Annotated in this window: 5 protein-coding genes; all 5 read right to left on the bottom strand. The window is 66.4% G+C overall.

What is annotated here, in order from left to right:
* Window positions 1–39: 39 nt before the first annotated feature.
* Window positions 40–3,888 (bottom strand): dermonecrotic toxin domain-containing protein, encoded by a 3,849-nt coding sequence (locus PF66_RS07805; protein ID WP_054062340.1) that lies wholly within the window; start codon window positions 3,886–3,888, stop codon window positions 40–42.
* A 1-nt stretch (window position 3,889) separates the two neighbouring features.
* Entirely contained in the window at window positions 3,890–8,872 is a 4,983-nt protein-coding gene (locus PF66_RS07800; RefSeq protein ID WP_054062339.1) for a dermonecrotic toxin domain-containing protein, read from the bottom strand.
* Window positions 8,873–8,943: 71 nt separating this feature from the next.
* Window positions 8,944–9,378, bottom strand: a complete 435-nt coding sequence (locus PF66_RS07795; RefSeq protein ID WP_054062338.1) for a hypothetical protein — start codon at window positions 9,376–9,378, stop codon at window positions 8,944–8,946.
* 2 nt (window positions 9,379–9,380) lie between these two features.
* Window positions 9,381–14,177 (bottom strand): hypothetical protein, encoded by a 4,797-nt coding sequence (locus PF66_RS07790; protein ID WP_054062337.1) that lies wholly within the window; start codon window positions 14,175–14,177, stop codon window positions 9,381–9,383.
* An 88-nt stretch (window positions 14,178–14,265) separates the two neighbouring features.
* Entirely contained in the window at window positions 14,266–16,134 is a 1,869-nt protein-coding gene (locus PF66_RS07785; protein ID WP_054061144.1) for a DUF2599 domain-containing protein, read from the bottom strand.
* Window positions 16,135–16,455: the final 321 nt, after the last annotated feature.

Here is a 16,455-nt window from a genome sequence, read left to right as displayed (position 1 = left end):
CGGTACCTCCATGGGTTGCGGTAGCTATTGCAGTGCTCGTCAGCGGGTGGACTCGGCACTTTTCAGGGTCTGGATCTGCTCGTGACTGTAGCCGTGGTTCAGGCGCAGTTCCTCGTCGGCCTTGACGACCCGGGAGGTGAACAGCGCCGTGATGAAGTAGCGGTCCTTCTCGATACAGCCGTCATGGGTGCGGATGTCGACGGGAAAGGCCATGGCTTGGACGTTGTAACCGCTCCTGGCCTGCCTGACGGGCACGCCGTCCTCGTATTCGAAGATCGTGTTGATCCGCGACAGGATGTTGTCTGCGGTCAGGCACGGCAGGGCCGTCTGCAGCCGACCGTCGCGCAGGCGCATCAATTCCAGCGAGCGGTCCACCTCGACCCAGGTGGCAAAAGGGTCGCGACGATGGTGGCAGAGCAGCAACGGAATCAGCATGCCGCCGTAGACGCCGAGCAACTCGCCACTGGCCAGGTCGCGGCGGGCTGCGACGCGGAAGCGGCCAACCAGATGCTGCTCGTGGGCGGACAGCATGTGCCACGGCTGGAAGCGCCGGATGCGCAGTTTGCTCTCGTAAAGCCGTGCCACCTCCACGCCCTGCCCGAGGTAGGCAAGCAGTTGTTGCGCCCGTGCCAGGGTCTGGGGGGCATCCTCGGCGTTGGAATAATGCAGCCGGGTGATGGTCATGGGCCTGCCTTCCAGGTCCCGCAGCGGGTAGCGGGCGTTGTCGACACGGTCATAGGTCAACGGCGAATTCGCACAGGAATGGTAGGATTTGGCGGTTTGCAGGCGCACGCGTTGGGCCTGGGTGAACATCTTCTTTTGCAGGCGTTCGTCGCGGGTGTCGTTGTCCGCCGGTACTGGCAGGCTGTCGGGCTGTGCCAGCAGTCGCGGCAACTGGTCCGGATGATGAAGGGTCCACCTGGGGTCGGTTTTGCTTCTGCGCTGCAACAGCGGCTGGTAGAAACCGTAGGGGTTGCTGGCGTTCAGCAGTCGCCAGCCCTCGGGCGTCCAGGTCACCGGGTAGTAGCGATAACGTTCGAGAATGTAGTGCCGATGGTCATGGTTGGCGAGCGGGTGACGGTTGAGGTTCCAGTAGATCCCGTCGTCACGCAATTGCAGGCCGGACACCAGGCGGCCGGGGACGGCGAACTGCACCGGCAGGGGCGCGGCGGAGGCGCTGATGGGCGGTGCCAGGAAGTGCTGCAGGTTGCGCACCGCGGGAGCCTGGCCGCGCAGCCTGGCGGCCTGCCCGAACAAGGCCTGTTTCAGATCGGCGGTACTCCTGTCCTCTTCCAGGCTGATCTGGTGGTGTTGGCTCACCTTCCTCTGGGCCGGGGTCGGCAGCACCTGCCACAGGGCATTGTAGAAGTCGGCCGTGCTCGAGAGTGTCCTGCCCTGTCGGTCCTGGATCTCGTAAAAGGCGCCCTTTTTCAGCAGCCGCCGGTGGTTCAGGCTGGTGATCGCTCCGATGCCCGACGCAGGCTGGCACGGCCTGGCTTCGTCGTCCACGAACTCAAGACGCATATCCTCTGGCCAACCCGCCAATGTTTCCAGCAGGGAAAAGGCCAGGCGTTCACTGTGTTGGGCATGCGGCCAGTCCGGATGCAGCCCCTCGAATGCCCGTGATACCTGCACCTGCTCCAGGGCCCGGTTGATTTCCCTGTTCAGGTTCGGCAGCGCCGTTTCGGTCGGTGCCAGAACCTGCCGGGTAAAATCCAGATCCTCCAGGAAGCTCAAGGGCAGTTTGGGGTGTTCTTCACGCAGATGCCGCTGTGTGGTGGCGCTGGGGTGATCCAACTGCTGGTACAGGTGCTCGAGCAGATCGGGCAGCCAGTACGCTTCATCGACGTCGACCCAGCGCGAGCCCTTGGGGTACTGGATGAACTTGCGCGAGTTCTGCTCCCTGAACCGCAACTGTGTGCCGGCCGGCACGTCGGACAGCAGTTTCTCCAGGTATGAGCGGATGGCCGAACAGAGTGTGGAGCAGGCATTGTCGCGGGGTTGATCGAGGTTGAAACCCTCGATTTCCTTCAGGATCCACAGGCGCTTGAGGCTGTCGAGCAGCAGCGGCGGGGTGCGGCGGTGGTGTTTGTGAAGTTGTCGCAGGGTGTGCAGGTTGGTGTTGCCCAGAGGCAGCAGGGCATCGGCCAGTGGGCGCGGCAACTGGGCTGCCAGCGGGGACAGGCGTGCGATCAGCCTGGCGTCGGACCATTGCCTGACGTCCTCGTGTATCGTGCGCCAGGCACCGACGCCGTTGTGCCGCAGCGGGGGCGAGTAGATCTCCGGCTGGGTCTGGCCGAGGATGTGCCAGTGGCCGTGATGTCCGTCGTAGCGGACCTCGTAATACGATTCGTCCAGCAGCAGATAGTGCTTGCCCGCCACTTCATGAAGCCCCAGGGCGTTGGTCTGCCATTGGCCTTCGGGCAGGCGCAGGGCTACCCGGTAGTGGCTTGGGTCGGGCTTCCAGAGGCGCGTCCCGCCCTTGGCGCGAACGCGGATCAGTTCGGGCAGTGAGCGGCCCTCGGTGTGCATCGGTTGCGTCACCTGGCCGCTCGCCTGGGCCTCGACGATATTGAGCAGATGGAGGGCGGCCGCCAGCCGCTCGGCCTTGCCCCAGGTGTGGAGGTCCTGAAAGATGGCGTTCGTACCGACCATCTCCGGTGGGGCCGCCAGCGTTCGCTTGAACCGGGGGATGCGGTCCTTGAGGCTGGACAGCAGGTCCAGGCCGGCCAGCTTGAACTCATCGAGCAGTTGCTCACGCCGCTCGGCGTTGACGTCTTTGGCCGACGGCGCCAGCCTGCCGAGGTCGCTCATCAGGTGCAGCAGCCGCAATCGGTGGGTTTCCTCGAACACATCCTCTTCGATCCAGCCGGACAGGCTGACGAGCTGGGTGTCCGGTGCGCTGGAACTCTGCATGGCTTTTTTCAGCTTGGCCAGCAGCAGCGGCTCCTGGTGATCGAGCGGCAGGAGCTGGCCCAACTGCTGTCGCAGGTTTGCCGAATTGAGTTGCGCCATCAGCGCGACCTGGAACATCCTCAGGGAGCTGTACTCCCTGACCGGGTTGGTGGGGTGCCCGGCGAAATAGACCGCGCAGCGCCCCTGGTCATTGTCAGGGTCGGCCGCGAAGTGGATGAGACCGGGAAGGATCTGCCCCAGCAGTTTGACCCGGTGGCAACGCAGGCGTCTGCCGTAGGTGGCGTCGTAGTGCAACAGGAACACCTTGAGCGCCTGGAGGCTTTCCTGGGTGAGGTTGCCACTCAGGTAGGCCATCTGCAGTTCGGCCTGGAAGCAGTTGCGCTGATGCCTGATGAATACCTGATGCTTGCTCCCCGAGCCCAGCGGCTCGTTCGCCGGGTTGGTGTCGTCGAGCACCTGGATGAGGTGTTGCAGGTACTTGTGGCCCAGGTCGAGTTGTCGGCAACGTTGGGCGAACTCCTCGGGCAGCAGCTCGCTCCGAAGGCCCTGGGCCTTGCCTGTGAGGTAAATGGTCGAACCCTTGCCAAACGCACTGCGGCGGGTTTCCCAGTCTTCGAAGTTGTAGAGGGCCGCCTCGAGCAGACTGTGCTCGGGGCTGCTGTCGTAGATGGCCTGCCAGAGGAACGTGTCGCGTTGCCAGCGCTTGTCCAGGGTGGCCCGTTGCATGTCGCGCAATTGCGGATGACTGGCCTTGAGCTCCAGTTCGAGGATGGGCTCGGCAAAGCTGTCCAGGCTTTTGAGGGGGGCGAGGAGGCTGCTGGCCCTGGCGGCGGACCGGTGCGCGGTCGCCAGGGCTTCGCGCAGCTCGGCGCGCTGCTCGGCGTGGGTGTCCTTCAACCAGCGTGGCAGGCGGTTCAGGATGAAGCGCGCGTGAGGCAGGTCGAGGACGGGGGGCAGAGGTGTGCGCGGCATGTCAGGCGACCCTCGGCTCGAGTTCCTGCAGGGCCTGCTGGGTGAGGCGCTCCAGTTCGTCTTCGTACTCGCGGGCGATTGCCTCGTAGAGGGTCTGGTACTCGGCGTCGGTCATGCTGCGGGCGAACACCGCCTGGTCCGACATGCCGAGGATACGGGCCGCGGCCTGTATGGCCGACTTCAGCCGGGCCTTTTCCGCCGCGGGCAGGCCGGCGCTGGCGAACCAGCGCTGTTGCGCGCCGTGCAGGTCATCCAGGGCACCGCCCTTGTTGTCGCGCAGGGCCCTTTTCGCATCCAGTTCCTGCAGGTACTGGATGTCCAGGTAGTCCCGCCAGAACCCTTGCCGCAAGGCTTCCCTGACCCGATCCAGGGGCTGTCGTTCGAGGTCGAGGATGCTGGCGTAGGCCCGGTCCAGCTGGTCCTGGTCGATGTTGGCGATCTCGCCGTATTGCATGGTCGAGGCCTGCCAGGGCAGGTTCAGTCGTTCGACCAGGCCGGTGCGGTAGGCCAGGTAGACTTCCGCCTCATCCGGGTTGCGCCCCTCGGCCTTGCGCCGATTGATCTCCGCCCGCGCCTGCTGGTTGACCCGGTTCAGGCGGGATTTGCCCCGGGCCAGTTCCAGCAGGCTGGCTTCGATCTGCTGCGGGGTGGGCTGGGCATAGGCCTCGTGTTCCAGCACATCCAGGCCCATGTCGCTGAACACCACGGTGATGCCGTCTTCGCAGGCATGGGTATCCGGGGCGTTGGCCTTGAGCAGCAGCTTCTCGCGCAGCGCGGTGTCGGCGACCATGGCGCGGACCATGCGGCGGACCTTGTCCAGCACCCGCGGGCGCAGGCGGGTGTCCAGATAGTCGGCGGACTTTTGCAGGTCCTGGATCACCCGGAAGAACGCCTCGGACTGCTCCGCCGGCTCTTCATTGGCCAACAGCAGCCAGTCATTGTGAAAGGCTTCCTGCTCCTGGGGCGCCAGCCCCTGCAGCCAGGCCTCCCCATCCCGGGACACCGGGCCGCGGGGCAGGTGCGGGTTGTGGATGGGCTCATCGTCGAGTGACAGGTCATCGTCCTCCGAGTCGATCGGCAGCTCCAGGTTGAAGTCGATATCGGTCTCTTCGTAGTACTCGACGACGTCATCGAGGTTGTCGATGGGGTTGTTGAACAGGTCGAGGGCCCTGGCGATCCGCTGTCCTTCCTGGCTGGTGCGCAGCAGCGCCGACGGCACATGGGTCAGGCGGTTGGAGCGCAGGTTCAGCAGGTTCAGCCCGTGCAGTCGTTCAAAACCGCTGGGCCAGGTCGCGAGCCCGCAGTCGTTGAGGTAGAGGTAGACCAGTTCGGTCATCGCGCTGAAGTCCGGTGTGCGTCCCAGTGCCGGGTTGCGGCCCAGGTTCAGGCTTCTCAGGCGGGTCAGGGCGGCGAGTCGGCTGGCGTCCTGTGGGGTGAGGACGATGCGGTTGCTGCTCAGGTCCAGGTGGGTCAGTTGCGTCATCGACTCCAGGCGCGCAGGCAGTTCCTGGAGGATGCCGCCGCGAATGCTCAGTTGCTGGAGCCTGGGGAAGCGCGCGAGAAACCCGTCGATGTTGCTCGGGGCATTCGGGAAACCATGCAGCAGGGTCAGTTCGCTGACATGGCTGAAGTCCGCCGAGAGCGTGGGCAGGGGCGTCAGGTCGCCCATGGTGAGGAAGTTGAACTGGACACCGCCCAGGGTGGAACTGGTGGAAGGGGCGCGGCGCCAGCAGCGTATGAGACTGTCCGCCAATTGGCTGCGCAACTGCTGGTTGGCGATGGACCCCGGGGCGGCCGTCGACCAGGCATCGAGTTCGGCGCAGAGGGTGTTGTATTCGGCCTCCAACGCTTCGAGACGGCGCACGGCCGCGCCTTCGTTCAGGCCCTGCAGGCCGAGAAACCTTTGCACTTCCTGCCAGGCGTGATCCGGGTACAGGCGCTCGGCCAGTTCGGTGAAGGCCGCCGAGCGTGAGCCCAGGGACCGTCCGCCGGCACCGCTGCCACTGAGCGGATAGCCGAGCCGGCCATCGGCCAGGCGCATGGGCGGTTGGTAACCGGGGCGGATGGGCGGCAGGCCGGGCAGTTTTTCCAGCTCCCGGCGCGGCGGCAGCGGCTGTTGCAGCAGGCGCTGGCGCAGGCCCTCGGCCTCGTGGGTGCCGGGAAAGCCCAGGGCCTGGCGTTCGGCATCGGGCAGGGCGTGCAGGACGCTGGCATACAGGTCGTCGGCGGCGTGCAGTTCCTGGCCCTGGGCGTCGTAGGTGTCGTAACCGCCGCCGTTGCGCACCAGGATCTTGCGGATGCTCGCCGACTCGTCGCCGATGCTGTCCAGCAGGGCGCCATTGACGGTGCGCTCGCGGATCTCCAGCCGCACCTGCCGCGGCCAGCCGGGCAGCCTTTGCAACAGGCGCAGGATCAGGCGGTCGCTGTCGGGGTTGGGCCTGGACGCGAGGTAGAGCCCTTCGACGGCACGCGTAAGGCGCTGGTTGCGCAGGTAGTGGCGCGCCTCTTCGGCCAGGCGCAGCGGTACCCGGCGGGCGTTGAGCAGTTGCTGCAGTTCGAGCGGGCGGGCGTTGCTCGCCAGCTCTTCGGCGATGGGGCTCGACAGCCCGGGAAAGTCGCGCTGGATCACCGCGGCCGCGGGCAGCTCCGACTGGGTCCGGTAGCGGTAGTGCGAGGTGAACAGGGCCTGGCGCTGCACGCTCGCCTGGGAGGCCAGCTTGCGCCGCAGGTTGGCGGTGCGGGTCTGGAGGCTGAACGGGCCGGCGCCGAACTCCTCGTCCAGCAGGGTGCGGATTTCACCCTCGGTGAGGTTTTCCAGCACGTGGCTCAGCAGGCGGTTGGCATCGAGGCCCGGCCATTGCAGGTCGATGCGGCTGACCTCCGGCGGCTGCCCGGCCGGGTATTCCTGGATCTGCGCACGCTGGCGGTTGAGCAGGCGCAGGACCTTGGTGCGCGGCCAGACCGGTTCGCTGGTGAGCAGTTGCAGTTCCATGTGCAGCTCGTTCAGCGAGCCGTCGGCCGCGGCGCCACTGCTCAGGCGCCGGATCAACTGGCTCAGGTCCTGGTCGAGCCGGAAGCGGGTGAGGCTGTCCTGCAGCAGCGCGGGCGGTGCCTGGCGGTCCATGTGCATGCGCCGCAGCAGGCGTTCGTCGATGCCGCTGGCCTGCAGGACGCGGTTGGCCGACTCGCTGTCGAGGCTGGCGGCCTGTGGGTCCAGCCGGGCAAACAGCTGCGGCTGTTGCCATTGCTCGGGCCGTTCGAATTCCAGTTGCCAGGCGCCCTTGCCGTTATGCCGCAGCAGCGGCGCGTAGGCCTCGGCGCGGTTGGGGTGGCGCAGGCGGAAGCGATGGCGGCCGTTGTCGGGGCCGACCCGGTAGTGGCGGCCTTCCAGTTTCAGGTAGGCGGCGCCCTGGTGGTGAGTGAGGCCGGTGGCGTCGGGGTGCGCCCGGCCGAGCTCGGGCAGGGTCTGTTCGTAGGGCGCCAGGTCGGCTTTCCAGAGTGCCTGTTTGCCGGGCTCGGGGCTGATCGGGTGCAGCCCCTCGATGAAGTCCGCGCCGTCGAAATCGACGTGCATCGCGGTCGCCAGGCCGAGCAGTTCGAGGTTCAGCACCACGCCGAGAAAACCGAGCACGGCCTGTTCCTGCTCATGGTGCCGCCACTGCTCGATGCCGTTGAAGAGCTGCACCAGCAGTTGCCCGCCGGCCACCGCGAGCATGGCTTCGCCCAGCCCGGGAACCAGGAACAGCAGGTTCTCGGTCCAGTTGAGCAGGGACTTGAGGCGGGCGTTGCGGGTTTTCCGGTCCTCGTCGTCGGTGGGGACCGCGGTGACCCGCGCGTCGTCGAGCCGCTTCACGGTTTGCAACACGCAGAATTCGTCCAGCGGGTCATCGCCGAGGGAGCCCAGTTGCAATTGCAGGTCGGCATTCGTTGCCGGCTTGCGCTGGCCCGTGAGGCGGTCCAGGGGGGCCAGGCATTCGGCCAGCGCCTGGAAGAACGCCGGTTGGCTGCGCACGTGCACGTAGCGCCGGAAGAAGGTCTGATAGTGGCTGTCGCGCAGGCGTTCGCGCAGGTCGTCATGCACGGCCTGGCGCGAGGCGTATTGGCGCACGGCCCCTTTCGGCTCACCGGCGAGGTAGAGCACGCAGGGGGCCTCGCTGCTGCCCGACGGCGCCTGGCGTTCGATCAGCAGGACCCCCTTGAGCAGGGCACCGTAGCTGCCGCTGGGGTTGGCGAAGTCGAGCAGGGTCAGGGTGTTGCAACTGATCGGGCGCTGGTCCCAGCTGGGCGTGCGGTCCGGGTCGAGCAGGCTCTGCAGCATCTGGTAGGCGGCCTCGTCCAGCTGGCCCTGCAGCCGGGCGATTTCCGTCTGCAGGGCCAGTTCGTCGCGTTGCTGGCGCTCGAACAACTGGCGGTAGCCGGCGCGCTGACCCGGCTCGGCAGACAGCAGAAAGCCTTCGATGTGTTTCTGGTACTGGCCGCCCAGGTCGAGTTGGCGGGCCAGGCTGGCGAAGTCCGGCGGGGTGATCGCGTGCTTGAGCGGCAGGCTGCTGGTGCGCAGGATCGCCGAGCCGCGGTCGAAACCGAAATGGCCGGTTTCGCTGCTTTCGAAATTCTGCAGCGCCGCCTGCAGCAGGCTCTGGTTGACGATCTGTTCCTGGCGGGGGCTGCCGAGGGTGGCGGCGGCAAGGATGTGGACGTGCTTGAGCCGATCCTGGTGCACGTCCAGGCCCGGGCCGTAGTGTTTCAGCAGGGCCCGGGCCAGCAGCGGGGCGGCAAATTCCCTGACGCTCTTGAAGCCGTCGAGGTGTTTGGCCAGGGCGGCCTTGGACGCCTGGCTGCGCTTGAGGCAGGCGGCGAAAGCCTGGCGCCGTTCGAGGCTGGCACCGGAAAGCCAGGTGGGCAATTGGTCGATGATCAGGCGGCGGTTGCGCGCCGAACGAGGGGCTGCGGTGGCAGGAAGAGGGTCTTGGGGGGAGTTGGGCATGGCCTGTGGTCCGATTCGTGGTTCGAATCGGACACACTAGGGGCGGGGCCACGTGCGGATGTGGTAGGTATCTATGGCATGGCGTAGCTTCGGCACAGTTGCTCGAAGGCGGGCAGGTCATCGGTCACCGCCTGCGCTTCGTACAGGGTGTCGCAGAGGCTCGGCAGGTTGCCTGCATCGAACGAGCAGAGCAGCGAGGACAGCGCCCTGGCCTGTTCGAACCCGCCCAGGGCCTGCTCCGAAATCTCCCCTTCATCGGCGAGGCGAAAGTACTGTTCGTCCAGTTCATCGGCCTTGGCGCCGAGCAGGGCGCGGTCCTGCGCCGTGGCGTGGTAGCCGGGTTGCAGCAGGCGTTGCAGCGGGCCTTCGCCCAGCAGCCCGGCCACATCGGTCCTGGCGCAGGCCCATTGCGCCACCGCGCAGGCGAGCGTTCGGCGGCGGGCTGCCGGCAGGCTTTCGGCCCAGTTCACCAGTTCTGGCGCTACCGTGGCGAGTCGAGTGTTCATGTTCATACCTTCTTCAGCGATGTGGCGGGAACGGCCTGGGCCGCTTCGATCAATTCGGCACAGGGGCGGCAGATGGGCCGGCCGGCGCCGATCACCGCCACCTGGTACTGGTGCTGGGCGGCCCATTCGAGGATGTCGGCTTCGGCGTGCAGATTGCCACGGACGAAGTGCTCGTGTTTTTTCACGGTGACCCCCTTGGGCAGGTAGCCCCTGGGATTGCTGGAGGCGATGGCGGTGATCTGTCGACCGTCGGGGTCGTCCAGCAGCGCCACGGCCATGGTGGTCTTGTCCTTTGTGTAGGACGGCAGTTGCGATTGCAACTCCAGCACACGGTGGGCCACGTATTTTTTCGCCTCGGCCGGCGACATCGCCGCCTTCGGCGCGTACCGGCCACGTTTGGCCGGCGGTCCCTCGGCTGATGCCGCCTGGGCGGGCGGTAGCGCTGGCTGGCCGTCTGGCGCGGCGGCGCGCTGCCGGGCGGCGGCGTTGACCTTGAACAGCCCGATGTCCTTGAGTTTGCCGTTGGTGTAGCTGAACTGGTGGAAGCTCTTCAGATCGATCTGACGCTCCAGGGCGAACCGGTGCCAGGGCATCAGCTTGCGTTCGGCCCTGGACAGGTCTCGCCAGGCGACCAGTTCTTCGGCGGTCATCTCATGGAATTCCACGCCATTGGCCTTGTCGACGCGAAACTGCCCTGGAGGCTTGAGTTCACCGGAGGCCTGGGCCTCATCGGCGAATACCCGGGGGTTGAGTTCGCGGGCGATGGCGAACTTTTTCCGGTTGGTCTGCTTGCGTTCCGCTGCCGACAGGTCGCGCCAGTCGACCAGGTCCTGGGCGGTGAGCGGCCGGAATGTTTCATCGCCGGGCCGGATCTTGACCTCGCCGACCGCCGTCAACTCGCCGTTGGCCTTCACATGGATCTGGAAGCCCGGCACGTCGATGCGCCGGTCGAGGGCGAAGCGGTCGCGGGAGGTCTTTTCGCGTTCGGCCCTGGGCAGGTCCCGCCACTCGATGATCTCCTGCACGGTGGGCTCGTGGTATTCGATACCGGCGGCCTGGTTGACCCGGAACTCGCCGAGTGGCTTGAGTTCGCCCTGTGTGGTGATGTGCCTGCCGAGGATGTTCGGGTTGATGTGACGAGCCACCGCGAACCGTTCCCGGCTGGTTTGCTTGCGTTCGGCCGGTGACAGGTCGCGCCAGGCCTGGATATCCGCGGCGGTGACGTCGCGCAAGGTCTGCCCGGTCTTCTGCTTGATCGAATGTTCGCCCATCACACTCAGGGCACCGTCCGCTTTGTGGCCGCGGTTGATCAGGCGGGAAAAGGTCTTCGGGTTGATGCTGTGCTCGCGGGCGAACTCGTACCAGGGGATGGCATGGCCCGGGGTCAGGTTGCGCCAGGCGTTGAGGTCATCCGCAGTGGGCGCGTGGAAGATTCGGCCTTCATCCAGGTCGACGGCATATTGCCCCTGCCAGTTCAGTTCACCGGTTTTCCTGGCCTGGCGGGCCAGGGCGCGCAACTGGATGCCGTGGTCCATGGCGAACTGGAATTGCGAGGTCTTGCGGCGGACGGCGGCGGGCATGTCCCGCCATTCCCGCAGTTGCTGTACGGTGGGCGGGCTGAAGGTGCGGCCCGCGGCCTCGGCCTGGAGGAATTTCCCCTCATCGGCCAGTTCGCCATTGACCGAGACGTACTCCCACAGGCTTCTGTCCTTCAGCCCGTGGGACTTGGCAAACTGCGCCTGGAATTTCAGCGTGGCCTTGCTGCTGTCGGTTTTGACCAGGTCCTGCCACTGCTGGATGATCGGGTAGGTGATCTTGCGCCCATTGCTGGGCAGCACGCCACCCTTGGCCGCGAGCCGCTGCCAGGTTCCCGCCTGGTTGCCCACCGTCAGCACGGTTTTTCGGCTGATGGGGTCGATGATCTCCACGTAGTGGTTTTGCGGCTTGAAGCTGCCCTTGATCTCGTAGACCTTTTCGCGGCGCGTGTCATCCGTGTAGCGGATCAGCCAGCGGTCGGCGTTGCGGCTGTCCCTGGCGTGGTAGAGGCTGGCGCTGCCATTGAAGCGGTGCGGGCGGGCCTGACGGAGCAGGGCTTCGCCATCCTCGACGACGTAGGCACTGAGGTTGCCAAGGTTCGCCGGCCGCAGGCGGTTGGTCAGCACCTCATCGATCAGCCGCGTGGCCTTTTCCCTCAGTTGCGGGCCCGGCAGCCATTGCCAGAGCTGCTGGCTGCGCTTGCCGAACCAGCGCGTGTTGGGCAGGGGGACCGGCGAAATATTCAGCAGCGTTTCCCCGGCGGCCTGGGTCAACTGCAGGCCACCCGCCCGCAGGCCCTGGCGAAACAGCGGCGACGCGGTGGCGTTAATTACCCCTTGCAGGCCGCCGATCACGGTCTTGAGCGTGAGCCCCTGGCCGAGGGTTCGCAGCAGGCCGGCCCGCGCGGCGCTCAAGGCCGCCTGGGCCAGCAGCGACATGGCCCGGCTGGCATGACCGGCGCCGGGCGCGAACAGGGTGCCGACGTCGAACAGGGCCGAGCGATGATCCTCCTCGCCGCGCTCGGCAACGGGTTTCTTGAAGTAGTCGTAGAGCGGGATCAGCGACCACAGGCTGAAGCTGGCGCCGCTCTGCCAGGGGGCACGGCCTTTGCGGTCGACCTCGTGGGCGGCTTCCCAGACCATGGGGTCGAGCCACAGGGGCTTGGCCAACTGGCGTGCCAGTTGCCAGGCCGCGCTGCCGGGGTCGAGCGGGTGCAGGCTGGATCGGTCCGCCGCCGGTTTACCGTCCTGCCAGGCGCCGGGCTCCAGGCCTATCCCCTCGACGGGCACATCCTGGGCCGCTTCGCTGATGACCTTGATGATCTTGCCGCCCAGGTGCACGACCAGGTTGTATTTGAGTAGCGTGTCGAGGGGGCCGCCCTGTTCCTTCTTCCGCATGTCCTGGACATTTTCCGGGCGCAGGAAGAACACTCCGGACGGGTCCTTTCGGGCCGCCAGGTAGAGGGCCGGTCGCTTGCCCTCGGGGGCCATTTCCACCACGGCAAAAATCCCTTCCTGATAGAGCTGGGCGTTGCGCGAAGACAACTGGTGCACGCGCCAGCGCCCGCTGTCGAGGCGCTTGAGGGTTTGCGGCGCCAGTTGCTGCAGGATCTGCGAGATGCGTATTTCCACCAGGGGCAGGCGCGCGTTGGCGTACCGGGCGATCTGCTGTTGGTACTGGCCGACCACCGTGGCGCGCTCCTCCTCGAAAATCCCGGCATCCTTCATCAGCAAGCGCTGCACGGCCGACACCGTCCAGGTCGGGTCGGGTCTGCGCAGCACCTGATTGGGGGAGGGGGAGAAGTTGAAATAGGTGTCCGCGTGTTCGGTGACCTGGACCCGTTCGTCCGGGTCGGCCTTGCGCGCGCGCAGGGCCTGCCTGGCCAGTTTCGTCAGGTCCGGCGGTTTTTCCGCGCCGAGGTGCTCGAGCAGGCCCCGATGGTTCTGTTCGACCCGGTTCAGGGTGTCGAGCAACTGCGCGGCGTTTCTGGCCTGCCAGACGCTGCCCCAGGCCTGGGTGGACTCGGCCAGCAGCAATCCGCTGAGGGTGCCGAGTTCATTGGCATCGGCGGGCCTTGCCTGGCCGGTGCCCGGGTCCAGCGCGCAGACGCCGGCGAGCTTTTCCAGCGCGCCGGCCAGGCGCACCACTTCGCCGAGGGGCTTGCCCAGGGTCGAGCGCGGCGCCAGCGCTTCGCACAGGCGGGTGACGTAGCGCCAGGTGATGGAGGCCACGTCCCGGGCGTAGTCGTTGTGGATGGTCTCGACGTCCTCGAGAAACCATTCGGGGCGCTCGCGCTGCAGCAGCAGGCGGGCGAGGAACTTCGCCTGTTCCGGGTCATCGACACTGTGCCGGGCCAGCAACTGCTGGCCGATGTCGCGCAGGGCGCTGTCGCGTAGTACGTGCCAGCCCTGGCCGGCGACGGCGTCCGCAGTGCCCAATTCGGTACCGAGTGGCCACAGGTCGCTGACGTCGGTTTCCACCGTGGCCAGCAGCGCCTGGATCAGCAGGTGGGCCTGTTGCCCTGGCGAAGCCGGCGTGTCGGTCGTGCCGTCGCCCATCCTTGCGGCCAGCGTCTGGAAGTGCGGCAGGGCACGCAGAAACTGATAGTCCTCGACGGTACTCCAGTGCGTGGGGATACGGGTCGACAGGTCGTAGACCCCCAGGTACGCCAGCAGGGCCGAGGCCAGTGGTCGTGGGGGCGTGGTCGTCGGCAGCAGCGCGCTGAGCAGCGCCAGGTTGGCGCCTGGCTGGGCACTGTCCGCCAGCCGTGCAGGGCTTTCCAGGGGGGGCGGCGGCGTGCCCACGCCGCTGGCGGGGGCCTCCGGGGCGGCGTAGTTCCGGGTCAGCAGGACGCGGATGAATACGGCCTGCAGGAAGTCGATCCGCTGTTCGCCGAGCCCGGGCGCAATGAAGGCGGCGATCGACGCCTGGCCGTTATCCCTGGCCCAATCGGCGCTGATGCCGGTGGCGCGCACCAGGCTGGCCAGGGCGGCCCAGGCGGCCCCGCCGGAGGGGAGGGGCGTGCCGCTGATGTCTTTCAGGGCCTGCAGCAAGGTCGGCTGACGGCACAGCCGGGACAGCGTGGCGCGGGCCTCGTCGACCGTTCGCGCGTTGTTCAGGGCCTCGCGTATCTCCGTCGGGACCATCAGGTTCAGCAGGTGGCCGGCGCTGCTGATGGAGTAGTCGTATTTTTGGCTGGCGGCGGCCAACAGGACCTCCGGCCGGGTGGGGGCAACGGGCAGGTTGGTGGGGGCGTTGGACATGAGCGTGGGTCCGATACGTGATTCGAATCGGCTACGCTAGGCGCCGTGCCTGCCCGGCGTGAGGTAGATAGGTAGGGTGTGCCCGGCGCTACCGGGAGACGGGATTGCACCCCGCGTCGATGGCCGCCTGCTGGGATACGTCAGGGCGGAAAGGTTCCAGATTCCACGGGGCCTTCTGGCGGGCGATCGCCAGGTGACAGATCAGTTGGCGCCGCATGCCACCGCCATCATTGTTTTTCCAGGCCGGATCGTTGCCGTAGGTCTGGAGCAGTTCGGCATAGGCCTTGTCGCTCTGGTCCGACTGGATGTTTCTGCCGCACTCGGTGGGCAGCACCGACAGGGTCCATTCATTTTTCCCGGTGCCGGGGTCGTAGCGCTGGATCCAGGTGGCCGAGTCGATGTACTGGGTGCACTGGGCGCGATTGTAGGTTTCTGCCTGATCGCTGGCCGCAAAGTTGAAACGCTCGCTGGGCGCGGCGCGGAAATTCAGCTGGACGATCGGCACCGATGGGTAGCCGGCCTGGCCCAGCTTGCGCTGGAAGTTCCTGGCCGAATCGAGTGAGCCGGGTTGGGCGTTGACATCGAAATAGATCGCCTCGATGGCCTGTGCGTTCAGCGTCGTGTTGCTGGCCGCATTGTTCAGGCGCAGCTCGTTGTGGCCGGGTTTGTACCAGCTGGCGTCGATGCCGCTTTGCGGATCGATCTGGGAATAGGGGGTGATGTCGGATTGGTGGATCGCCAGCATGGCATTCCAGCTGGTCTGGCTGTCGACGTTCCAGGAACACTGGTTCCACAGGGCGTTCTGGCCGACGGCGAAGAACTGCAGCCATTGCTCCCGGGTGGTGATGCCCAGCTTGTCGCAGGAGCCGAACGCGTAGCCGCTGTTGCCGGTTGGCGGGCGTGGGGCCGGTGAGGGGTTGAAGGGCCAGCCGGCCGCCGCGGCGACTTGCGCGGTAATGCCATCACAGTCCTTGCCGCTGTTGGTCCAGCCGTCGAAAGGGTAGAGGCAGGTCCAGCCCACGGAAATGCCCGGCAGCCCCCGGATGGCTGCATACAGCGGCGAGCGCAGGATGAAGCCGACGGGGCGGTAGAGATGGTCGGTGCCGATGTCCTTGCGGATCCATGAGTACGAGGTCGATCCGGTACTGGGGCGCTCCCAGGGGTTGTAGTTGCCATCGGTGGTGGCGCGGATGATGTTCCCGCTGCAGTAGTAGTGGCCCCGGCGCGCACGGCTGCCGTATTCCAGGCAATCGTTCTTGACCTCGTTGTAGTTGTCGTTGAGGCGCTGGGCGATGGGGTTGGACAGATAGCGTATGCGGGTGCCGTTCCAGCGATTGCTGGCGTACTGGTAGACGAAGGCGTAGCTTTCGCCCCGGTTCATGACCACGGGGTCGCCGGTACCGGGCGGTGGCGAAATAGTGGTCGAGTAGGTGGCATCGGACCGGACCAGGACGATGTTGCCGTCGCCGGCATTGCCGGGCAGGGTGACGTTGTCGGTCCAGTCACCATCGCCCAGGCTGTAGCGAATGACCCGTGGCGAGGTGAAGTCGGGTATGACCGCGCCGACGGTGTTGGGGGTGTATTCATGGGTCTGGACCTTCCAGCGTTGGCTGGCGCTGTCGTAGAGGAATGCCAGGCTATCGCCGCGGTTCATGGAGATGGACTGGACGCCGATGTCGGTGTTTCTCAGGGACAGCACGCTGGGGTAGCTGGCGCCGGTGCTGACCGTAAGCTGGGCTGCGGCGGGCGCCAGGTCGGGCAGGGACAGGTCGCTCGCCCAGTCGCCGTCGCCGGTACGGAAGGTCATGGGGAAGTTGTAGGCGGGGTCGCCGCCGGGCGTGTTGCCATAGGCGCCGGGAATCCGGCCGCGGCCGTTGGTCTGGCCGGGAGTCAGGTCGATCGCGTGGGCACAGGGCATGAGCGAGAGCATCAGTAGCAGGCAGGTAGTGGGCTTCATGGCAACAGTCCTCGGGGGACCATGGGGGGCACAGGCTCAATACGGCTTTGCTTGAGGTTCTTGATCCGCTTCCATGTTGGGCTGCCAGGGCGTGGGTGGCTACTGTCAGAGTTGACAGTTCTTCAGGTCGTTTCGAAATAACGCCCGCTGGGTTCCGGGCCTGTGGTTCGAGTCCTCGGGCAGGCCCGCTCCTACAGGTCGGTTGCCGCGTAGGAGCGGGCTTGCCCGCGAAGGGGCCGGCGGCCTAGCCATCGCTGCAATGGCGATCACCTAGGCTATGTACGAAATCGCTTGAAACTTGGTTATGCGGCGTTAAAAACC

Origin of the sequence: Pseudomonas asplenii (assembly GCF_001293465.1) — a bacterium.
GTDB classification, from domain to species: Bacteria; Pseudomonadota; Gammaproteobacteria; order Pseudomonadales; family Pseudomonadaceae; genus Aquipseudomonas; species Aquipseudomonas fuscovaginae_B.
This window is presented reverse-complemented; position numbering and strand designations above follow the sequence as displayed.